The sequence below is a fragment of the Rheinheimera muenzenbergensis genome (genome assembly GCF_036984005.1).
Lineage (GTDB): Bacteria > Pseudomonadota > Gammaproteobacteria > Enterobacterales > Alteromonadaceae > Alishewanella > Alishewanella muenzenbergensis.
This window is the reverse complement of sequence record NZ_JALAAR010000004.1, coordinates 74,542-97,177: the sequence shown is the minus strand read 5'-3', so window position 1 is coordinate 97,177 and position 22,636 is coordinate 74,542. Positions and strand designations below refer to the sequence as shown.

Here is a 22,636-nt window from a genome sequence, read left to right as displayed (position 1 = left end):
CTTGAGTGACATGGCAAAGAATCTGATTGTCTGGTTAGTGATCGCCGTCGTATTAATGTCGGTGTTCAACAGCTTTGGTCCTGGTGACAACGTGGATCGGCAAACCAGTTACACTCAGTTTATCAAAGAGGTAAATCAGGGCCAGATCCGCGAAGTAAAAGTGGAACGTACTGGCGTTATTACCGGTGTAAAGCGCAGCGGTGAACGTTTTGAGACCGTGATCCCAACAGGTTATGACGAAAAGCTGCTGGACGACTTAATTAAAAACGAAGTCAGCTCCTATGGCAGCAAGCCGGAAGAAAGTAGCTGGCTAACCACTATCTTTATTTCCTGGTTCCCAATGTTGCTACTGATAGGCGTATGGATTTTCTTTATGCGTCAAATGCAGGGCGGCGGTGGCAAAGGTGCTATGTCGTTCGGTAAGAGCAAAGCCCGTTTAATGGGTGAAGATCAGATTAAAACCACTTTTGCTGATGTGGCCGGTTGTGATGAAGCCAAAGAAGAAGTGACTGAACTGGTAGATTATTTGCGCGACCCATCACGCTTTCAAAAATTGGGCGGTAAAATTCCAAAAGGCATTTTGATGGTAGGTCCACCGGGTACCGGTAAAACCTTGCTGGCTAAAGCCATTGCCGGTGAAGCCAAGGTACCGTTTTTTACTATCTCGGGTTCAGATTTCGTTGAAATGTTTGTCGGTGTCGGTGCCTCCAGGGTGCGCGATATGTTTGACCAGGCCAAAAAGGCCGCTCCTTGTATTATCTTTATCGACGAGATTGATGCGGTTGGTCGCCAGCGCGGCGCCGGTTTAGGCGGTGGTCATGATGAGCGCGAGCAAACGCTGAATCAGATGCTGGTAGAAATGGACGGTTTTGATGGTAACGAAGGCGTAATTATTATTGCGGCTACTAACCGTCCCGACGTATTGGATGCCGCCTTATTGCGCCCAGGCCGGTTTGACCGTCAGGTAGTGGTTGGTTTACCAGATGTACGTGGCCGTGAACAGATTCTTAAAGTGCATATGCGTAAAGTACCGCTGAGCGAAGATGTTAAAGCCAGTGTTATAGCACGCGGTACGCCGGGTTTTTCCGGTGCCGATTTAGCTAACCTGGTTAACGAAGCCGCATTATTTGCTGCGCGCGGTAATCGTCGTGTTGTGAGTATGGAAGAGTTTGAACGCGCCAAAGATAAAATCATGATGGGGGCAGAACGCCGCTCTATGGTGATGTCGGAAGCCGAAAAAGAAATGACAGCTTATCATGAGGCTGGCCATGCCATCGTTGGCTGTCTGGTGCCAGAACATGATCCTGTGCACAAGGTGACTATCATTCCTCGTGGCCGGGCGCTTGGGGTAACGTTCTTTTTGCCGGAAGCGGATGCGATAAGCGTCAGCCGGCGTAAGCTGGAAAGCAAAATTTCCGTCGCTTACGGTGGACGTTTGGCCGAAGAACTTATTTTTGGTACTGAGAGTATCTCCACCGGCGCGTCACAAGATATTAAGTATGCGACTGCAATAGCCCGCAACATGGTAACGCAGTGGGGCTTTTCCGATAAACTTGGCCCGCTGCTGTACGCAGACGAAGAGGGTGAAGTGTTTCTGGGCCGTAGTATGGGCAAATCGAAGCAGATGTCTGATGAAACTGCCAGCCTGATCGACACTGAAATTAAAACCATCATCGATCGCAACTACAGCAGAGCTAAAACTATGCTGGAAGAAAATATGGACATATTGCATGCGATGAAAGACGCATTAATGTTATATGAAACCATTGATTCTAAACAGATTGAAGATTTAATGGCTCGACGCGAAGTGCGTCAGCCAGACAACTGGGAGCCACGCGACAAGCCAGGTTCAGATGATAAGCCGGACGCTAAGACCAGCAAAGATGACAGTGTCGCATCGGCTAAGCCATCCGAAGGCAATTTGCACTAACACTCAGTTAAATGACTCATTCAAGCCCCGGTTCTGCCGGGGTTTATTTTTAGCGGCGCTAATCTGCCTGTCTTTACAGGAGCGACTATGTTGTTGTCTTTACCCCGTCAGCGTGAACTGGCTTTAACCCGGCCGGTGGTGATGGGTATTTTAAATGTGACACCAGATTCATTTTCTGATGGTGGACAATATAACCGGCTGGATGCGGCCTTGTATCAGGCCGAACAAATGCTGAATGACGGCGCTTTGATACTGGATATCGGTGGAGAATCGACCCGCCCCGGCGCGGCAGATGTTACTGAGCAGGAAGAGTTGAGCCGTGTTGTACCGGTCATTGCGGCAATTCGTCAGCGCTTTGACTGTGCAATATCAGTGGATACCAGTAAAGCCAGCGTGATGTCAGCCGCGGTTCAGGCTGGTGCTGACATGATCAATGATGTCAGGGCGCTGCAGGAGCCTGGAGCACTAGAGGTTGCCTTGGCTGCCAGGGTACCGGTGTGTCTGATGCATATGCAAGGCGCACCAAGAAGTATGCAGCATGCACCTGACTATCAAGATGTGGTGGCTGAGGTTAAACAGTTTTTGCTGCAGCGGGCACAGCTGTGTGAGCAAGGCGGTATGCGTAAGCAGGATATAATTCTTGATCCGGGCTTTGGCTTTGGCAAAAGTTTGTCGCACAACTATATGCTGTTACAACAGTTGCAACAGTTTGCCGATAGCGGCTATCCGCTGCTGGCAGGCATGTCACGTAAATCTATGGTTGGGCAGTTGCTCGATATTCCTGTCAGCGAGCGTTTGGCAGGCAGTCTGGCCTGCGCTACTATTGCAGCCATAAAAGGTGCCCGTATTATCCGGGTGCATGATGTTAAAGAAACCGTGCAAGCCGTCAGGGTAGTGACAGCCATGCAGTATGGAGTAGAAGGATGAGCAGAAAATATTTTGGTACCGATGGTGTACGTGGTCGGGTTGGTGATTTTCCGATAACGCCGGAATTCGCAATGAAGTTGGGCTGGGCAGCGGGCCGGGTGTTATCGCAGCGTGGTACCCGTAAAGTGTTAATTGGTAAGGATACGCGGATATCTGGCTATTTACTTGAAACCGCGTTGGAAGCCGGCTTAATTGCCGCTGGCATAGATGTGCGCTTGTTAGGGCCTATGCCGACACCTGCGGTAGCCTACTTAACCCGTACTTTTCGCGCTGAGGCCGGTATAGTAATCAGTGCATCGCATAACCCTTACTATGATAACGGCATTAAGTTTTTTTCCGCTGACGGCACTAAGTTACCAGACGAAGTAGAACTGGCGATTGAGTATGAGCTGGAACAGCCTATGCTGTGCCAGCCGTCAGACAAACTGGGTAAAGCCACCCGCATAGACGATGCTGCCGGACGCTATATAGAGTTTTGTAAAAGTCATCTGCCCAATCACATGTCGCTTAATGGCTTAAGCATCGTTATAGATTGTGCCCATGGCGCAACCTACCACATAGCACCGGCGGTATTTAAAGAGTTAGGGGCCGCTGTGACCGTAATAGGTGCTACACCAGATGGCTTTAATATTAATGATCACTGTGGTGCAACCCATACCGAGTTGTTACAAAAAACGGTGCTGGAAACCAAAGCAGACTTAGGTATTGCCTATGACGGCGATGGTGACCGGGTCATGATGGTAGACCACAGTGGCCGGGTGATAGATGGCGATGAAATTGTCTATGTTATTGCCCGCGCCGCGAAAGCGCAGCATAAGTTACAAGGTGGCGTCGTCGGCACCTTAATGAGTAATCTTGGCTTAGAATTGGCGTTAAAAGAGCTGGATATCCCATTCGCCCGCAGTGCTGTAGGCGATCGTTATGTGATGGAGCTGCTGCGGGAAAAAAATTGGCGCATTGGCGGTGAAAACTCAGGCCATGTACTGAACTTAGATCATACTTGTACCGGTGATGGCATTATTGCCTCACTGCAGGTGCTGACCGCGATGATTGAGGCTGGCCTCAGTCTGGCAGAATTCAGTCAAGGCATGCATAAACTGCCGCAAGTACTACTGAATGTTAAGTTTGAAAAAGGCACAGCACCGCTGGAGAAACAGCATGTTAAGCAGGTTATTGCCCAAGTTGAGGCCGAGTTAAACGGCAGCGGCAGAGTATTGATCCGTAAAAGTGGTACAGAGCCATTAATCCGGGTGATGGTAGAAGGCGAAGATGAAACACAGGTTCGACAATATGCTGAACGTATCGCTGCTGCGGTAAAAATAGCCAGTTGATTGTCCTGTTGCGCCATTTTTACTTGTTTGCATCGGCGCGGTTAGTTAATATCGCGCCGGACTTAAAACAGGAAGCTTCAGCATGCAACGTACTCCCCTGATCGCCGCCAACTGGAAAATGAACGGTTCGGCCGCTTTGGTTGAGGAGATGACATCAGCGCTGGCTGGCGTAGCAACTGAGCAGATACAAGTGCTGATTTGCCCACCGGCCACTTTATTGTGCCGCTTTACGGCGCCGATAAATTTTGCTTTGGGTGGCCAAACGTTAAGCCATGAAGTAAGCGGTGCCTTTACCGGTGAATTAAGCGCGGCCTTGCTCATTGAAGCCGGCGCCAGCTATGTTATCGTAGGCCATTCTGAGCGGCGCAGCCTTAACGCTGAATCGGATCAGCTGATTGCGGCTAAACTGATGCGTGCTGTGGTCTCTGGCCTGACACCGGTACTTTGCGTTGGCGAAACACTGCAGCAGCGACAACAAGAAAAAACGCAGCAGGTTATTGCACGGCAACTTGATGCGGTGTATGCTTCGCAGCCCGAATTGCTGGCGAAATCAGTGATTGCATACGAGCCTGTTTGGGCTATTGGTACTGGCGAATCTGCCACACCAGAGCAGGCGCAGCAAACACATGCTTTTATCCGCCAACATTTGGCACAATATGATGCCAAGGCGGCAGAAAAGGTTAAATTGTTATATGGCGGCAGCGTAAATGCAGACAATTGTGCTGCATTATTTAAGCAAGCTGACATAGATGGTGCTTTAGTTGGCGGTGCCAGCCTGAAAGCCGCAGAGTTTGCGCAAATTTGTAGCAGTGCAAAGGAATAACCATGTACGAGATTTTAATTGTAGTTTATTTATTAGTAGCATTGGCGCTGATTGGCCTGGTGCTGATCCAGCACGGCAAAGGTGCTGACATGGGTGCTGCTTTTGGTGCCGGTGCATCGGCAACAGTATTTGGTTCTTCAGGTACAGGAAATTTTCTTACTAAGACCACCACGATATTGGCAACGATATTTTTTGTTGTCAGCATCATACTGGGTAACTACAGCACTGGCCAAAGTAAAAAAGTTGACGAATGGCAGGACTTGTCAGTGCCGGTTACTGAGCAGGTTGAGCAGAAAAAAGACGAAACCAGCGATATCCCTGTAGGTAACTAATCCGCTTAATTCAGCCGAGGTGGTGAAATTGGTAGACACGCTATCTTGAGGGGGTAGTGTCTTCGGACGTGCGGGTTCAAGTCCCGCTCTCGGCACCAAATATATCAACAGTTTGCCTCGGCAATGCTTGCGATAAACCAGTCAGCGCTATATAATAAGCGCCAATTACGGACGCGGGATGGAGCAGCCTGGTAGCTCGTCGGGCTCATAACCCGAAGGTCGTCGGTTCAAATCCGGCTCCCGCAACCAACTTTGCAGTACAAAATAGTTTAATTTTGTTTTAGTACTGAAGGTTGTCGGTTCGCTCTCAAACTCTGGGGCTCCCGCAACCAAATTTAGTTTCAACTAACATTGGCGATATGTTAGTTGATTGGATGCCCATTCGCCCCGCTAGTTCGGGGCGTTTTCGTATCTGCAGACTCAGTTTTACGCAGTATTGGGCTAAGCAGCCCTTTTTTTATTTGCTGTTGTTGCCAGCGTTACCGGTGCGGTAGCAGGCGAAAACAGCTTTTCCGGAGGTCGCGTTGAACAAGCAAGAACAGAAACTGACAGAGCTATTACAGCCCACTGTTGAAGCCACCGGCTTTGAATTATTGGGTTTAGAGCTGGTACAGGCTGGTCGTCATTCAACATTACGTTTGTATATTGATCACGCTGATGGCGTCAATGTGGATAACTGTGCCTTGGTTAGCCGTGAAGTCAGTGCGATTTTAGATGTCGAAGATCCTATCACTAACGAATACCTGTTAGAGGTGTCGTCACCTGGTTTGGATCGGCCACTGTTTACCGCTGCACATTTTGCGGCGGTAGTCGGGCAAAAAATTGAAGTAAAGCTGGCTATCCCCCAGGATGGCCGGCGTAAGTTTAAAGGCGTGCTAACAGCTATTGAAGACGATATGTTGATAGTGGAAGTAGATGGCAAACCCTTTAGTTTGCTGATGGACAATGTAGATAAAGCAAACGTGGTACCGGTGTTTTAAGGTATCGGGGCAAAGCGAGGCAACACACAATGGCAAAAGAAATATTATTAGTTGTTGATGCGGTTTCAAACGAAAAGTCAGTACCACGGGAGAAAATCTTCCAGGCGCTTGAGTTTGCGTTGGCGGCAGCCACTAAAAAGAAAAACGAAGGCGATATTGAAGTTCGCGTCAACATTGACCGTAAAACCGGCTCTTATGAAACCTTCCGTCGCTGGCAGGTTATTCCGGATGATCAGGTGCAGGAGCATCCGTACCGTGAAATGACGTTATCTGCTGCCCAGTATGATGATCCGTCAGTTCAGGTTGGTGATTACTACGAAGAACAAATTGATTCGATCGAATTCGACCGTATTACAACCCAGATGGCCAAACAGGTTATTGTACAGAAAGTACGCGAAGCTGAGCGGTCACAGGTAGTTGAAGCTTACATCGATCAGGTGGGTGAGCTGGTTACCGGTGTGGTTAAAAAAGTTAACCGTGACAGCATTATTGTCGATTTGGGAAACAATGCTGAAGCCATGCTGGGACGCGATGAAATGTTACCCCGTGAAACTTATCGCCCGGGTGACCGTATTCGTGCATTGCTGTTTGAAGTAAAACCAGAAGCCCGCGGAGCCCAGCTGTTTTTAAGCCGCTCACGGCCGGAAATGCTGCTGGAATTGTTCCGCATTGAAGTGCCTGAAATCGGCGAAGAAATGATTGAACTGCGTGGAGCTGCGCGTGATCCGGGAGCCCGCGCCAAGATCGCGGTTAAAAGCAACGACCGCCGCATCGATCCGGTAGGTGCTTGTGTCGGTATGCGTGGCTCACGCGTACAGGCAGTATCGAACGAATTGGCTGGCGAGCGGGTAGATATCGTGTTGTATGACGATAACGACGCTCAGTTTGTGATTAACGCTATGGCGCCGGCCGAAGTGGCTTCTATCATCGTTGATGAAGACGCGCATTCCATGGATATCGCGGTAGAAGATGCCAACCTGGCAATGGCGATTGGCCGTAACGGTCAGAACGTGCGCCTGGCCAGCCAGCTTACCGGCTGGGAGCTGAACGTGATGTCAGTGTCAGCCATGAAGCAAAAACATCAGGAAGAAACGGCTAAGGTTCGTCAGGTGTTTGTTGATGCACTGGAAATAGACGAAGACTTCGCTGATGTGCTGGTTGATGAAGGTTTTGCCACACTGGAAGAAGTTGCCTATGTACCTATCAGCGAGCTGTTAAGCATCGATGGTTTGGACGAAGCAACAGTTGAAGAACTGCGTAGCCGGGCCAAAGCGGTACTTACTACCCGCGCCCTGGCCAGCGAAGAATCGCTGGAAGATGCGCAGCCAAGCGAAGCACTGTTGGCGCTGGAAGGATTAGATACCCACATGGCTTATGTACTGGCCAGCAAAGGGGTAACAACGTTAGACGACCTGGCTGAGCTGGGTGTCGATGATTTACTGGATATTGCCACCCTGTCGGAACAACAAGCCGCCGACCTGATCATGGCAGCCCGTAACATCGTTTGGTTTAGCGAAGAAAATAAGTAGTCAACGGAGGTAACAACACAAATGGCAGAAGTCACTATAGAAAAGCTAGCCAGTGATGTCGGTACTACTGTTGAACGGTTAGTGCAGCAATTCGCTGATGCCGGTATCAGTAAAACAGCCGGTCAGGTAGTCAGCGAAGATGAGAAAAAATCCCTGCTCGAGCATCTAAGCGCGCAGCATGGCGGCAAGACTGCAGAGCCTTCACGCTTAACATTAAAGCGTAAAGAAAAAACCACGCTGAGTGTTTCAGGTGGTGCAGGTCGTAACCGTGAAATTCAGGTAGAAGTGCGTAAGCAAAAAACTTACGTGAAAAAGCCAATGGTCGATGAAGCAACGTTAAAAGCGCAGGAAGAAGCCCGTTTGGCAGAAGAAAAAGCCCGGGCCGATGCTGAGGCTGCGCGTCAGGATGCTGATCGCAAAGCTAAAGAAATTGCTGCAGCTAAAGCCAAAGAAGAAGCCGAGCGTAAAGCGGCTGAAGCTAAGCGTCGTGAAGAAGCCAAGCAAGCACAGTTATTGAAAGACGATCCGGAAGAAGCGGCGCGCCGTGCGGCAAAAGAAGACGCGCGTAAAGAAGCAGAGCGGATCCGTCAGCAGCAGGAAGCTGAAGCATTACGTAAGCTGGAAGAAGAAGCGGCTAAGCAGGCTGAAGCAGCACGCAAACTGGCCGAAGAAAACAGCGAGCGTTGGGCGCAGGAAGAAAAAGCCAAGCCAGCTGACACCGATGACTATCACCTGACCAGCAATGAGTTTGCAAAACAGGCAGAAGACGAAGTCGACGCGAAAGAAGAGCGTGCCGGCCGTCGTGGTGCTGGTAAAAAAGCCCCTGTTGTTAAAGGCAAAAAGAAAGATGACGCCAATGACAAAGAAGCTTTTAACCGTGCCAACCGTCATGCGAAAAAGAAAAAAACGCCTACCAGTATGCAGCACGGCTTTAATAAGCCTGCTCAACCAGTAGAGCGCGAAGTTAAAATTGGCGAAACCATTACCGTGGCAGAATTAGCCGCTAAGATGGCAGTTAAGGCTTCAGAAGTTATTAAAACCATGATGAAAATGGGCGCTATGGCGACCATCAATCAGGTAATTGATCAGGAAACTGCGGCCATAGTTTGTGAAGAAATGGGCCACAAATTTACCCTGACCAAAGAAAACGAGCTAGAAGAAGCGGTAATGTCTGACCGTCAGGGTGAAGGCGAGCTGGAGCCACGCGCACCTGTTGTTACGGTAATGGGCCACGTTGACCACGGTAAAACCTCGTTACTGGATTACATCCGTAAAGCCAAGGTAGCGGCGGGTGAAGCGGGTGGTATTACCCAGCATATCGGTGCTTACCATGTTGATACTGACCGCGGTATGGTGACCTTCCTTGATACACCAGGCCACGCAGCCTTTACCTCAATGCGTGCGCGCGGTGCTAAAGCGACGGACATCGTTATTTTGGTGGTCGCGGCTGATGATGGCGTAATGCCACAAACCAAAGAGGCTATCCAGCACGCTAAAGCTGCCGGTGTACCGCTGGTGGTTGCTGTCAACAAAATGGATAAGCCGGAAGCTGATCCTGAGCGGGTACGTAACGAGCTGTCGCAGTACGATGTTATTTCGGAAGAGTGGGGCGGCGATGTGCAGTTTGTGCCGGTGTCAGCAAAATCAGGCATGGGTATCGATGACTTACTTGAAGCCATTTTGAACCAATCTGAATTGCTGGAGCTAAAAGCGGTGAAACAAGGCCTGGCTCGCGGTGTCGTGATTGAATCGCGCCTGGATAAAGGCCGCGGCCCGGTTGCGTCTATCCTGGTTCAGGAAGGCACGTTAAAGCAAGGCGAAATTGTACTTTGTGGTTTTGAATACGGCCGTGTACGGGCAATGCGCGACGAGAACGGTAAAGAAGTCAAAACTGCCGGTCCGTCTATTCCGGTTGAGATCTTAGGTTTATCCGGTGTACCACAGGCAGGTGACGAAGTCACAGTTGTTAAAGACGAGCGTAAAGCGCGTGAAGTAGCCTTGTACCGTCAGGGTAAATTCCGCGATATTAAACTGGCACGCCAGCAGAAGTCGAAGCTGGAAAACATGTTTGCTAACATGACTGATGGCGACGTATCAGAACTGAATATCGTACTGAAAGCTGACGTACAGGGTTCAGTTGAAGCGATAACCGAGTCGTTGATGAAGCTGTCGACAGACGAAGTGAAAGTGAAGATTGTTGGCTCAGGTGTAGGTGGTATCACTGAAACCGACGTAACATTAGCTGCAGCGTCATCGGCCATTGTTATCGGCTTTAACGTACGGGCGGATGGTACAGCGCGTAAACTGGTTGAAGACGAAGGCCTCGACTTACGTTACTACGGCATCATTTATGAGCTGTTAGACGAAGTGCGTGCTGCGATGACCGGTATGTTAGCGCCTGAATTTAAGCAACAGATCATTGGTCTGGCGCAGGTGCGTGACGTGTTCCGTTCACCTAAGTTTGGTGCGGTTGCCGGCTGTATGGTTACTGAAGGTGTTATCAAGCGTAACGCACCGATCCGGGTACTGCGTGACAACGTGGTAATTTTCGAAGGTGAACTGGAATCGCTGCGTCGCTTTAAAGATGACGTTAGTGAAGTCCGTAACGGTTTTGAATGTGGTATCGGCGTGAAGAACTACAACGATGTGCGCGAAGGCGATCAGATCGAAGTGTTCGAAGTGATACAGGTTGAACGTACCCTGTAACAGGCAACGCAATATTAAAACAGGGGCCTTGGGCCCCTGTTTTGTCTGCAATAGACAATGGAATTAGAATGATGAAAGAATTCTCGCGTGTCGACAGACTGTCGCAGCAAATGAAAAAAGAAATGGCCGTGATCCTGCAGCGTGAAATTAAAGATCCGCGCCTGCACAGTATGATCACGGTATCGGATGTGGAAGTATCCCGCGATCTGTCGCATGCCAAGGTGTTTGTCACCTTTTTGGGCCTGGCCGATGAAAAGGTAGAAGACAATTTAAAGATCCTCAATGATGCTTCCGGTTTTGTCCGCAGCTTAATTGGCAAGCGTATTCAGGCTCGCATTGTGCCGCACATCCGCTTTGTGTTTGACGAATCGCTCAATGAAGGCATCCGCATGGCTACTCTGGTTAGCAGCGCGCGGGCCGAAGATGACCGGCGCCGGCTTGAATCTGGCCAGGCACTGGATGAAGTTGCCAGTGACGATGCGGCAAACAGTGATACGAACGACAGCGACGAGCCGGCAAACTAATGGCGCGCAAAAACGCCCGGGCGGTTAATGGCATTTTGTTGTTGGATAAGCCACTGGAAGTAAGCAGTAACGGCATTTTACAGCGGGTGCGTTGGTTATATCAGGCGCAAAAAGCCGGCCATACCGGCGCACTGGATCCGATGGCATCGGGCTTGCTACCGATTTGCTTTGGCGAAGCGACTAAGTTTAGCCAGTTTTTGCTTGATACCGACAAAACCTATCTGGTAACAGCGGTGTTTGGCGTGCGTACCAGCACCAGTGATGCTGAAGGCGAGATTATAAGCGAAAAGCCGGTGCAATTTAGCCAGGCTGAACTGGAGCAGGCATTAACAGCATTTCGTGGTGATATTTTGCAGGTACCCACCATGTTTTCGGCGCTGAAATACCAGGGCCAGCCGCTATATCGCTATGCCCGTCAGGGCATTACCGTGCCGCGTGAAGCCCGGCCTATCAGTATTTTTCGCTTTGAGCTGCTCAAGTTTAACGGTGTGACGGCAGACTTTATTGTGCACTGTAGCAAAGGCACTTATATCCGCACCCTGATTGATGATTTAGGTGAGGCATTGGGTTGTGGTGCTCATGTCGGCGCCTTGCACCGCACCCAGGTAGGGCCCTTTTTGGCAGAGCAGATGATTACGCCACCACAACTGGATGCGCTGGCAGAACCTTGTCATGCAGCTAATGATTTTAGCGCTATGGATGCCCTGTTACTGCCGTTGGACGCCGGTATTGTTAGCATGCCTAAACTGCTGTTGACTGAGCAGGAACAACACCGTTTACAACATGGGCAGCATTGTCAGGTCAGTGCGGCAGATATCACTGCTATTAAACTGCATGGTCCGGATGACCGCTTCTTTGGCGTTGGTCAGGTAGAACAAGGTGTACTGAGTTCACGTCGTTTGCTCAATACCGCTGCTGTACAATAGCCCGACGCAGAAACGCCTTGTAAATCGGCTGGGAAATGCTATCATACCGCGGATTTTTTGGGGTCTGCTGGATGAGTGATCGGCGATACCCTTACCCTAGTTCACTCAGATTTGGAGCTAAATATGTCTTTAAGCGCTGCTGTAAAAGCAAAAATTGTTGCTGACTATGCTGTAAAGCAAGGCGACACAGGTTCACCAGAAGTACAGGTTGCCCTGTTAACTGCATCTATCAACCACCTGCAAGGCCACTTTGCCGAGCACAAGCATGACTTCCACTCACGTCGTGGTCTGCTGCGTATGGTTAGCCAGCGTCGTAAATTACTGGACTACTTAAAAGGCAAAGATCAGAGCCGTTATGCGACTCTGATTGAGCGTTTAGGTCTGCGTCGTTAAGATGCGAGACAAAAAAGGGGCTTAGCGCCCCTTTTTTTATGCCAAAGATTATTTTTAGCTTAAGTTCGCATTTGACTGAACTATCTTTTAGCTCTGGTTACAGAGTATACTAGCGCGGTATTAAATGAAGAAAATGTCATCGCAATCAGGCGATCAAGTTAAGGAAACAAACACGTGACTCCCATCGTAAAATCATTCCCATTCGGCCAACACACTTTTACTTTAGAGACCGGCGTAATAGCCCGTCAGGCAGACGCCGCAGTGCTGGCCAGCCTGGGTGATACCTCAGTTTTAGTAACGGTAGTAGGTAAGAAAGAAGCTAAGCCTGGTCAGGACTTCTTCCCGTTAACGGTAAATTACCAGGAAAAAATGTATGCAGCCGGCCGTATTCCGGGCGGTTTCTTTAAACGCGAAGGCCGCCCAAGTGAAGGCGAAACGTTAACTTCACGTTTAATCGACCGGCCAATTCGTCCGCTGTTCCCGGAAGGCTTCAACAATGAAGTTCAGGTTATTGCCACTGTAGTTTCAGTACAACCAGAAATTCAGCCAGACATCGTTGCTCTGATTGGTACTTCTGCGGCGCTGGCTTTATCTGGTATTCCGTTTGCCGGTCCTATCGGTGCGGCCCGCGTTGGTTATATCAATAACCAATACGTACTGAACCCGTCAGAAGAAGAGCTGAAGAGCTCTAAGCTGGACTTAGTGGTAGCCGGTACTGCCGGTGCGGTATTAATGGTTGAATCTGAAGCCGGTATTCTGTCTGAAGACGTAATGCTGGGTGCAGTAATGTATGGCCATGAGCAAATGCAAACGGCCATCAATGCCATTAACGAATTTGCTGCCGAAGGTGGCAAGCCGAAGTGGAACTGGCAGGCACCAGCGAAAAACGAGCCGTTAATTGCTAAAATTGACAGCCTGGCACGTGCGCAACTGGGCGAAGCTTATCAGATCACTGAAAAAGCCAAGCGCTATGAGCGTATCGGCGAGATTAAAGCGGCGTTAGTAGAACAACTGACTGCTGAGCTGGCTGAAGGCGAAGAGCTAAACAAGAACGAAGTCGGCGAGATTTTCCACGAGCTGGAATCTAAAGTAGTACGTGGTCGTATCACTAAAGGTGAACCGCGTATTGATGGCCGTGATCCGGAAATGATCCGTGGTTTAAGTGTAATGACCGGTGTACTGCCACGTACCCACGGTTCAGCACTGTTTACCCGCGGTGAAACTCAGGCGTTGGTTACTGCCACTTTAGGTACGGCGCGTGATGCACAAAACATCGATGACTTGTTAAGTGCTAAAACTGACACTTTCATGCTGCATTACAACTTCCCGCCGTACTGTGTTGGCGAAACAGGCATGGTGGGTTCACCTAAGCGTCGCGAAATCGGTCACGGCCGTTTAGCTAAGCGCGGTGTATTAGCGGTAATGCCGGATTTCAATGACTTCCCATACACAGTGCGTATCGTGTCAGAAATCACTGAGTCTAACGGTTCAAGCTCTATGGCATCAGTATGTGGCTCGTCTTTAGCCCTGATGGACGCCGGCGTACCTATTAAAGCCTCAGTGGCCGGTATCGCCATGGGTCTGGTTAAAGAAGGCGATGATTTCGTTGTACTGTCAGACATCTTAGGTGATGAAGATCACTTAGGCGATATGGACTTTAAAGTAGCAGGTACTACCGACGGTATTACTGCACTGCAAATGGACATTAAGATCGACGGTATCACCAAAGAAATTATGCAAATTGCCCTGAAGCAAGCTAAAGCAGCGCGTTTGCACATTCTGAACGTGATGGACCAAGCGATCAGCGGTCACCGCGAAGAAATGTCTGAGTACGCACCGCGTATTTACACTATGAAGATTAATCCGGAGAAAATCCGTGAAGTAATCGGTAAAGGTGGTGCGGTAATTCGTCAGATCACAGAAGAATCGGGTACTACTATTGAGCTGGAAGATGACGGCAGCATTAAAATTGCCGCTACTACGGCTAAAGCCGCACAAATTGCTATCGACAAGATCAACGCCATCACGGCAGAGATTGAAGTGGGTGCCATTTATGAAGGTGAAGTGGTGCGTATTGTTGACTTCGGTGCTTTTGTAAACGTATTGCCGGGTAAAGATGGTTTGGTACATATTTCACAAATTTCTGATGAGCGCGTGAATAACGTATCTGAGCACCTGACTTTAGGCCAGAAAGTATCGGTTAAGGTACTGGAAGTCGACAAGCAAGGCCGCGTGCGTTTAAGTATCAAAGAAGCTAACGCTAAACCTGCTGCAGAGTCTGCGAATGCTGAAGCAAATGCCTGATAGGCTATTACGTAAAGCAGCGCCTTTGGCGCTGCTTGCGCTAATGCTGGGTGGCTGTGCATCACAGTCACCATCAGCAGCCCTGTGGCTAACACCTGAGCCTCAGCCTGTTTCCTACCGTACTGAGCTGGCTATTGCCCGTTTAAGCGAAATTTTACATCGTGCCGAGTTATCAGAAGAGCAATCTGCTCAGCTGTACTATGATCGCGGCGTAATGTACGACAGCGTTGGTCTGCGCACGTTGGCCCGGCTCGATTTTATGCGTGCCTTGCGCTTAAAACCGGATATGGCCGATGCGTACAACTTTGTTGGTATTCATCATACCGTCAGCGGCGAGTTTGACGCTGCTTACGAAGCCTTCGATTCGGCCCTGGAACTGGCACCAGAGCATGAGTATGCTTATCTTAATCGCGGTATTGCGCTGTATTACGCCGACAAAACAGAACTGGCTACCCAGGATCTGCAGCGTTTTCTGGCGTTGAAACCGGCAGATGCGTACCGGATAGTTTGGTTGTATCTGGTGCAAAGTGAGCTGTCGCAACCTGTTGCCAAACAACAATTAATACAACAGCTGCAACTGTTAGATGCAAATGATTGGGCGACTAATCTGGTACTGTTTTTTGCTGGCCAGCTAAGCGAAAAAGCGTTACTTGACTCTGTGCTGGTTGATTTATCCAGCCCGCAGTTGTTAGCCGAGCGTTTATGCGAAGTCTATTTCTATCTGGCAAAGTGGCATGAAACTCAAAACCGGCCACAGCAAGCACTGAGTTACTATAAAAAAGTGCTGGCGACCAATGTGTACGAGTTTGTTGAGCATCGTTATGCCAGGCTGGAAATGGCCAGATTACGTGGCGAAACACCAATAGATGCTTATGTTGATGAACCCTGAGTTCACCTGCAAATTACCAAACAAAAGCCGCTTAGCCGGCTTTTTTGTTTTTGCGCTGTTAACTGCCTGCAATCAGGCACCATCGCAGGACGCGCTGATTGCCAGAGCCCAAACCGAGCCGGCAGTTGCCCTAAGCCTGGCGGCACAGCGCCTGGCAAGTGCGGAACCCGAAGCTGCATTGCAGTTTTTCCAACTGGCTGCCACAGCCGGTGATAGCACAGCGCTAAGCCATGCGCTGGCATTGCAGCAGCGTTTGCATGGACGTTCAAGCGCGGCAAGCTGGCTGGCACAGCAATGGCAGCTTGGCTTGATAACAGCAGATGCAGTAAGCCAGGCGCAGCGCGCAGAATTGGGCTTGTGGTCGCAGCACAAGCCAACAGTAGACGCTTATGCGTCTGCTGCCGGTTGCCAGTTAACATTGCAACCGGTTGCCAGCCAGCAACAGGGCGTAGCGCGTTGGCACACGCTATTGCAGGCATGGCAGCAAGACGGGCAATTAGCATCGTTACCGGTGTGTTTTAACGCCTTGCACGTGATTAACAGCACACAACTGCGTTGCTCCGAGCAGAGTAACAGCCGCATCAGTTGTCACTATCCGGCGTTGCAGTCTCTGGTTAGCACAGGTGACTTTAGCCAACTGCTGGTGGTGGCCGGGCGCGGCACAGCCAGCTACAACAACGGTATCCTACAACTGCCTGATACCGCCAGCCTGGCGCTATTGCGGCATGAGTTTATGCATATCCTTGGTTTTATCGACGAATATGCGCTAGCTGACACCACAGCCACTGAGGTATGCCAGCCGGACAAGATCTATCCTAACCTGCTGATCCAGGCCGGGGCCGATGCCTATCAGCAGCAGTGGCAATTGCCCGACGCACCGCAGCTAACGGCTGTTGATACCTGTCAGGCCATGGGTATACAAGCTTACAGGGTTATTGCACAAGATAATCTGATGCGGTTTTATGAGCTGGGTTTACCTGCAGAGTACTTTGCGCTGGCACAGCAAATTCTGGCACAGCCGGACAAACTGATGCCGGTGCAATATTATTTTGCTTATCTGGCGCGGCAGCAACAAAACTGGCCGTTATGGCAGCAACTTATGCAACAGGCCGCAGAGCGGGGTTACCCCGACGCCAGTGCGGCTCTGGCGCTTTAATTAAAGCCGTTGTGCTGGCTCACTAGGCTACCAGCCTGCAGCTGATTAAATATCAGATGTGCTGCATTGCAGCTTTTCAGGCTGCAATGACCAAACACTGCTGCTTTCGCTATTTAGCATGCGCTTTTTGCAGCGTCGGGCGGCATAAAAAAACACAGCAGCAAACAGCAATGCCATCAAATCGACCGCTGCAGTGGCAGCAGTACTGTACCAATCTGCCCTGTACCATTGCAGATACAACGTTGCCAGGGGTAAAGCGGCACAACAATACGACAATCCCAGTAGCCCATGCCAGGCCGCAAGAGCAGCACCGCGCCAAAAGCTGTAGCATATACAGGCAAAAAAGCTGATGTAGTAACAGTATAAGTAAGCATAATTAGCGTTATCCAGCACAGGCAGTAGCAATTTACCCAACAGCATAGTCAGCGCAACGGCCAGCATAGAGCCAAGGCAAACGCCAATGGTTAACGCTGCCATCAGGGTGCAGCTGCGACTGGGGCCTCCTTGCTTTTTCATCCGCTTATGCAGCCACAATAAATTGCCACTGTAAAATAAAAATGCGCCCAGTAACCCCATGACAAAATAGCCCCAGCGGCCAAAATCGCCGGCAAAGGTACCGTAGTGTAGTGCAAATAATCCCATGACAAACTTACTGTAGCTGGCACCGTCCTGCGTGCTGAAGCTAAACGGCAGAATGTCCAGCGTATAAGGTTGCATAAACAGATAATCGGCTTCAGGCCCCCGAACCATACCATCAGGATTTATCATCTGAATGATAGCAACCGGCGCTGTGTTATTCAGCCGCATAAAGCTTAGTTTTACCGGTTTATGCGAAGGACTGTATTGGCTGGCCGCAGCAAGGTGCTGCTCTAAGGCTGGTAAATTTTCAAGGTCATAAGTTTGCGAGTTGGCTGCTGGCCGTTGAAACACCGGTTGTTCGCCGTAAAATACGCTAAGACCGTCATATATCAGATCATGAAATGCAAAGCCCACTACGGTCCAGGCAATAATGAAATGAAAAGGCAGACTGGCGACACCAACCAGATTATGGCTATCCAGCCAAAATCTGCTGGCGCCTTTGTCTTTGCGCAGTGCAAAGAAGCTTTTCAGCAAAGTGGGCAACAAAACCACTATGCCAGATACCAGCGCCAGAAAATACGCCACAGCGGCTATACCAAGCAAATATACGCCTGCCTGGTCATGGCCAATTTCACCGCCAATACCGGCACTGCGATGCAGATAATCAATCAAATCAGCAAATTTGTTCTCGTAGTTTTCACTGACGGCAATAGCACCCTGTTGATCCAGTCTGAGCGCAATAATTTTGTTATCCATATGCAGATCACGGGCACTTCCTTGACTGTACCAACTTAACACCGGGCTGCGGCTGGTTAAATCTATGTCAAAACCCTTGGCTAATTCTGTCGGGTAAGTAGCTAATGCTTTATCCAGCAAAACCTGCCAGTCGGCTGATGGCAAGGCTGTTTGTTGTACCTGCGGTATAGCAACTGCCGGTGGCGCTATCCACTGCTGCAATTCAGCTTTAAACATCGTCAGGCTGCCGGCATAAAAACCAATGAATAGCAGTAGTCCTGCCGTGATGCCGGTCCAGGTATGCAGGCTTTGGTAAATACGCAAGATGTCAGCCCTGACTTTCATACAACTCTCCGCAATAAAAAGAAACTGCAATACAACAACGCTGTAACTACTCCTAACACCAGCCAGGCCTGGCGTGCACTGCGAAATAAGAACACCAGGCTTAAAATACCAAACCACAGCGGCATCAGTAGCCACATGTTAAATTGGCTTTTGTCTGCTGAACTGATACTGCCCGGGCCATACCAGGCATAGAAACCAACACAAACAAAAGCAATAGCTAAGCCCAGCACAATGCCCGCCAGTGTTTTTCCAAGCCAATCAGGCTGTATGGCTTTAAGTCGGCCGGTCATGGTGGATTTTTTCCTTTTTAAGCAGGGTAAGCAGCGGCAGCAGTATGCAGCTCAGCATGAGAAACAAAACCAAAAAGAACACCGTGGCCGACCAGGATAACTGTTGTACCGCTAAGACAGCTGCGGTAGCCAATAGTACAACCGACAGAATACGCCATTGTTTTGAAATAGCTTTGCTGAAAATGCGTTGATGTTTATTGCTGAAGTAACAAAGCGCAACAGCCAGAGTCAGCAACGACAGCGTAAGTAATAAATTCATGATTGCCTTGTTCCGTTAAATGCTCCGCCACTTTAATTTAAATAGAAATGATTATCAATTGAGTTGTGAATTTTTTTGTGCTAGTTTGCTGCCGCTTTTGTTAGTGATAGCAGGCGCGGGCTTTAACTTACTACTACGGGATTGAAAATAATGGAAAAGATCAGCATAAAAACCACACTGCTGACGCAGAGCTTGATGCTTGCGCTGGCCGGTGCCTCGATACAGCTGCAGGCAGAAGAAGATAAAGAGCAAAGCGCGCGCAAATCAATTGAAGTGATAGTGGTAACCGGCGAAAAAATTCAACGCTCTATCAAAGATACTGCCGCCTCGGTTGCCGTTATTAATCAGGCGCTGCTGGAAAGCGGCCAATTAGCGTCGATGTCGGATGCCTTGGCTGACATCTCGAACCTGGTAGTGCTAACAGGTGCAGTGCCGGATATACGCGGTGTGTCAGGCAACGGCTCTGCAACCGGCTTTAACTCTTTTACCGGCGGCGCCAGAGCTCGTGTCAGCAGTTTGGTTGATGGTGTCGCACAGCCTTTTGTGGCAGATCTAACCGGTGATACTGGCCTTTGGGATATCGAGCAGGTTGAAGTGTTTCGTGGCCCACAATCTACCAGTAATGGTCGCAACAGTATTGGTGGTGCTGTGTATATTAGCAGTAAAAACCCAGTAATGGACTGGGAAGGTGCCGTTCGCCTTGGCTATCGCAATCAGCATAATTTTTTTGACAGTGCAGCGGTGCTGTCCGGTCCGATAATTGATGATGAACTGGCTTTTCGTATTGCCAGCCAATGGATTGACGGTGAAACCTATTCAAATCCAATAAACTATCCTGCTAACCCGGCACAAAAAAGTTATAACGAGCTGGATACCAGTAATACCAGAGCAAAACTTCTCTGGACACCTAAGCAGTTTGCCGATTTGGCAGTACTGTTTAGCTATCAGCATTATCAGGAAGAAGGTAATGCCGGACGCTTATATTTTGATGCCAAAGATCCTGCCGCGCATCAACCTGTGCAGCAGCGCTATCTGACGACAAGGGCCGATACCAGCAGCGTCAAACTTGACTACCAACTGTCGCCGCAGTTTTCGTTACAAACGCTTGTTGCCTATATGGACTATCAGTGGGGCGCAGCAGGGTATGAAGCCACTGCTGCCGCCGAGTCTGATGTGTTGATGCAACAAACTGAACTGACATTTGACACTAAATTGAATTATGGCACGGCGGCATCTGAGTATGCCGGCTTTATCGGGCTGGCTTATTTTAAGCGTAGACAAGACTTCCAAAGCGTTGGCGCTACTCATTACTTCGGCGATGACGCCAGTGATTCGAAAGCTGTCTATGCTGAAAACAGGCTACGTTTGGATGATAACTGGAGTATCACCACAGGTGTACGAATAGAGCGTGAGCAGCAGCAACGTGATTTCAGTATGTTGATGCGGGGGGCCTGGGTTAATGCGCAGTTGGAGCAAGGCAAAACGTTCACGCTGCCAAAACTGGTGTTGCAATATCAACTGGCCGATCATACAACTTTGTCAATCAGCGCCAGACAAGGCTATAACGCCGGTGGTGGTGCTTTTAATGGTATGACTACGGCTTACTATTACTACGACTCTGAACAAGTGAATACTTATGAACTAAGTTCACGTAGCGTGTTGCAAAGTGGTAACACCAGTATCAGCGTTAATGTATTTTATAACGACTTCAGTGACTATCAGGCACTAAGCAGTACCCGTACCATCACAAATATCGAGCAGGCGCATAGCTATGGCCTGGAGTTGGAAGCTTACACGATGTTGGGCAATGATTGGCAGCTGCACAGCAGTCTTGGTTTATTGGAGTCTAAAATTGACAAGGCTGCAGCTGGGTTTGAACAAGCTGTTGGTAATGAGCTGAACTCGGCGCCGTCTGTAACTGCCTGTCTGGGGTTAAGTTACTGGTTAACCGAGCAGTGGAAACTGGATATTAGCAGCAATTATGTCGGCGAGTTTTATGGTGACTTGAACAACACGGCAGAACGCTCGGCGGGCGACTATGTGTTAACCCGGGCCTCGGTAAATTACAGTGCGGATAGCTGGATGCTCAGCGCCTACGTCAATAATGCTTTTGATGAGGCCGGTATGACAACCCGCGATCCAGCCAGTCCTGCGTATCCAAATGGCTATGTCGCTATGGTAAATCCGCGTACATTGGGGGCTTCGGTCACTTACCGTTTCTAATAGCGAACGGGAATATTGTTAAGTAGCCAGTGTCTGTTTACAGATGCTGGCTGCTGAGATGCGAGCCGATTATTCGTGCTCGCTAAGCTCGGTCAGCTCGCGGCTAAGTAGCTCGGCATCGCCAAGGTTTAGTTCCAGCAGGCGGCGCAGGTGCGATACGCTATCAATGTCAATTTTTTCACAGTGCAAGCCAACAGTCGTAGCTGACTGATGCGCTACACTGACTTCCATCACCAGTTCTACCGGAAAGTCGTTCAACGAAATACGTAATTCCATCACTTTTGGTAAAGAGCGCGGCCAGTCTGCAGGCTTTTTAATCAGCGCACCTTTCAGTGACAGATCTAATACTTCTGTCGCGCAGCTATGGCTGCCAATTTCAAGATGGGCCTTGCCTTTAAAACTCACCCGGCTAAATCGTCTGTGTTCCATCGCATCCCCCAATAGTGCTGTAAGAAGCATAGCGGTTTTTCGCAGAAAAAGCAGCTATGCTGCAAAGTGATCCAACAGCAATTGTGGGTTACCGCTATCCGAGCTATTGCTGAAGTTCGACGAGGCAACTAACGCTTGATGATAACTTTTTTATTAAACTAATTTTGCACTTTGCAAGTCATCCCATCTTTGGTTGCGCCACAAGTTACCCTCGGTGATGTTCCTCTTACTGAACGTCCACGCCCAAATACCTGAATAACAACAAAGCTTTGACGGTATGTTGTGCCGTTCATGCTCCACTGCACATCACCGCTTGATCTACCAAGTTCAGTTAGTGATCGGGCGATATCATAATCATAGATTAAGGGATCAAGTTCACCAGGGATTGTAATTACCAAGTCTTCTGATGTTGCCTCGGTTTGCAAAGACGGGACGCTGATGCTGTACTTTTTATTAAAGTACATCTGCTCATAAATATTGTATTCTGCCAGGCCAATGTTTAACGATGTTGCTACAGCCATCTTACGTAGTACAACCAGCTTCGCCTGTGCGTATTCTTCCTGGCGCATAGCTGCTTTAGCGTCTGCATCCAATAAGGTGTAGTCCTCCAAAAAGTCGTTATACGTTAAAACGGTATCAAGGCTAAAATAATTTACATCCTGATAAACTTCATCGGCAATTGCGGCAATCGCCTGCATAGTTTGCTCGGAGTAAAAGAAACAAGCTGTTGAGTAGCAATTGTCAATTTGTAAGGGCCAGGCTTGTGTTGAGGTATTGCTTGCCTGAAGTGGCAGAGAAAGCGTAGCCATAACAAAAGCCAACTTAAAACTTTTATATTTCATCGTGAATCCTTTTACTGATATGTTAAATAAATATTATTTATGTTGCATAAAAGACTTTATAGAGCGATATGTTCTAAGTCAATAGATAAGACGTATACGTGGTTTGTTTGATTTTTACGCAGGATCACCGCGATATAAATGCGAAAATAGCTTATGTGAATACTAAAAATGCGCCATAAGGCGC

Annotated in this window: 20 protein-coding genes and 2 tRNA genes; 17 read left to right on the top strand and 5 right to left on the bottom strand. The window is 49.1% G+C overall.

All coding sequences use genetic code 11. The annotated features are described in order from the left end of the window. Positions 1–10: 10 nt before the first annotated feature. The 16 genes from ftsH to MN202_RS06005 all read left to right on the top strand — a co-directional run bounded on the left by ftsH (position 11) and on the right by MN202_RS06005 (position 16,750). A complete protein-coding gene (gene ftsH / locus MN202_RS06080; protein ID WP_335735203.1) occupies positions 11–1,930 on the top strand; it encodes an ATP-dependent zinc metalloprotease FtsH in 1,920 nt (639 codons plus the stop codon). Between the two features lie 87 nt (positions 1,931–2,017). After that, positions 2,018–2,857: a dihydropteroate synthase gene (folP, locus tag MN202_RS06075; RefSeq protein ID WP_335735202.1), complete on the top strand. Its 840-nt coding sequence runs from the start codon at positions 2,018–2,020 to the stop codon at positions 2,855–2,857. Continuing rightward, positions 2,854–4,188, top strand: coding sequence for a phosphoglucosamine mutase (glmM, locus tag MN202_RS06070; protein ID WP_335735201.1), 1,335 nt, complete (start codon positions 2,854–2,856; stop codon positions 4,186–4,188). The genes folP and glmM overlap by 4 nt, the downstream gene beginning before the upstream one ends. Positions 4,189–4,270: 82 nt before the next feature. After that, positions 4,271–5,011: a triose-phosphate isomerase gene (tpiA, locus tag MN202_RS06065; RefSeq protein ID WP_335735200.1), complete on the top strand. Its 741-nt coding sequence runs from the start codon at positions 4,271–4,273 to the stop codon at positions 5,009–5,011. A 2-nt stretch (positions 5,012–5,013) separates the two neighbouring features. Next, positions 5,014–5,343: a preprotein translocase subunit SecG gene (gene secG, locus MN202_RS06060; RefSeq protein WP_335735199.1), complete on the top strand. Its 330-nt coding sequence runs from the start codon at positions 5,014–5,016 to the stop codon at positions 5,341–5,343. 13 nt (positions 5,344–5,356) lie between these two features. After that, a tRNA-Leu gene (locus MN202_RS06055) sits at positions 5,357–5,441 on the top strand. 74 nt (positions 5,442–5,515) lie between these two features. Then, a tRNA-Met gene (locus tag MN202_RS06050) sits at positions 5,516–5,592 on the top strand. Between the two features lie 275 nt (positions 5,593–5,867). Beyond that, entirely contained in the window at positions 5,868–6,323 is a 456-nt protein-coding gene (gene rimP, locus MN202_RS06045; protein WP_335735198.1) for a ribosome maturation factor RimP, read from the top strand. Between the two features lie 29 nt (positions 6,324–6,352). Next, entirely contained in the window at positions 6,353–7,852 is a 1,500-nt protein-coding gene (gene nusA, locus MN202_RS06040) for a transcription termination factor NusA (protein ID WP_335735197.1), read from the top strand. A 21-nt stretch (positions 7,853–7,873) separates the two neighbouring features. Further along, positions 7,874–10,558 carry a translation initiation factor IF-2 gene (infB, locus tag MN202_RS06035; RefSeq protein WP_335735196.1) on the top strand — a complete coding sequence of 895 codons (2,685 nt, stop codon included), beginning with the start codon at positions 7,874–7,876 and terminating at the stop codon, positions 10,556–10,558. A 68-nt stretch (positions 10,559–10,626) separates the two neighbouring features. Beyond that, positions 10,627–11,082 (top strand): 30S ribosome-binding factor RbfA, encoded by a 456-nt coding sequence (gene rbfA / locus MN202_RS06030; protein ID WP_335735195.1) that lies wholly within the window; start codon positions 10,627–10,629, stop codon positions 11,080–11,082. After that, entirely contained in the window at positions 11,082–12,008 is a 927-nt protein-coding gene (truB, locus tag MN202_RS06025) for a tRNA pseudouridine(55) synthase TruB (protein ID WP_335735194.1), read from the top strand. Before rbfA ends, truB begins: the two co-directional genes overlap by 1 nt. Before the next feature lie 123 nt (positions 12,009–12,131). Continuing rightward, complete coding sequence (gene rpsO / locus MN202_RS06020) at positions 12,132–12,401, top strand: 30S ribosomal protein S15 (protein WP_335735193.1); 270 nt, start codon at positions 12,132–12,134, stop codon at positions 12,399–12,401. Positions 12,402–12,575: 174 nt separating this feature from the next. Then, a complete protein-coding gene (pnp, locus tag MN202_RS06015) occupies positions 12,576–14,705 on the top strand; it encodes a polyribonucleotide nucleotidyltransferase (protein WP_335735192.1) in 2,130 nt (709 codons plus the stop codon). Next, a complete protein-coding gene (gene nlpI / locus MN202_RS06010; RefSeq protein WP_335735191.1) occupies positions 14,686–15,594 on the top strand; it encodes a lipoprotein NlpI in 909 nt (302 codons plus the stop codon). Before pnp ends, nlpI begins: the two co-directional genes overlap by 20 nt. Then, positions 15,578–16,750 carry a hypothetical protein gene (locus MN202_RS06005; RefSeq protein WP_335735190.1) on the top strand — a complete coding sequence of 391 codons (1,173 nt, stop codon included), beginning with the start codon at positions 15,578–15,580 and terminating at the stop codon, positions 16,748–16,750. Before nlpI ends, MN202_RS06005 begins: the two co-directional genes overlap by 17 nt. A 45-nt stretch (positions 16,751–16,795) precedes the next feature. Here MN202_RS06005 and MN202_RS06000 read toward each other — a convergent pair whose 3' ends face one another. The 3 genes from MN202_RS06000 to MN202_RS05990 are packed head-to-tail and all read right to left on the bottom strand — an operon-like array spanning position 16,796 to position 18,958. Further along, a complete protein-coding gene (locus tag MN202_RS06000; RefSeq protein ID WP_335735189.1) occupies positions 16,796–18,409 on the bottom strand; it encodes a PepSY-associated TM helix domain-containing protein in 1,614 nt (537 codons plus the stop codon). Further along, a complete protein-coding gene (locus MN202_RS05995) occupies positions 18,406–18,699 on the bottom strand; it encodes a hypothetical protein (protein WP_335735188.1) in 294 nt (97 codons plus the stop codon). The genes MN202_RS06000 and MN202_RS05995 overlap by 4 nt, the downstream gene beginning before the upstream one ends. Next, on the bottom strand, positions 18,683–18,958 hold the full coding sequence (locus MN202_RS05990; RefSeq protein WP_335735187.1) for a hypothetical protein: 276 nt from the start codon (positions 18,956–18,958) through the stop codon (positions 18,683–18,685). The genes MN202_RS05995 and MN202_RS05990 overlap by 17 nt, the downstream gene beginning before the upstream one ends. Positions 18,959–19,108: 150 nt before the next feature. Between MN202_RS05990 and MN202_RS05985 the strand changes: the two genes are divergently transcribed. Further along, positions 19,109–21,181: a TonB-dependent receptor gene (locus MN202_RS05985; RefSeq protein ID WP_335735186.1), complete on the top strand. Its 2,073-nt coding sequence runs from the start codon at positions 19,109–19,111 to the stop codon at positions 21,179–21,181. 69 nt (positions 21,182–21,250) lie between these two features. On the opposite strand, the gene MN202_RS05980 is transcribed toward MN202_RS05985, so the two are convergent. Continuing rightward, positions 21,251–21,610: a PilZ domain-containing protein gene (locus MN202_RS05980; RefSeq protein WP_335735185.1), complete on the bottom strand. Its 360-nt coding sequence runs from the start codon at positions 21,608–21,610 to the stop codon at positions 21,251–21,253. Between the two features lie 158 nt (positions 21,611–21,768). Continuing rightward, complete coding sequence (locus tag MN202_RS05975; RefSeq protein WP_335735184.1) at positions 21,769–22,452, bottom strand: hypothetical protein; 684 nt, start codon at positions 22,450–22,452, stop codon at positions 21,769–21,771. Between the last annotated feature and the right edge of the window lie 184 nt (positions 22,453–22,636).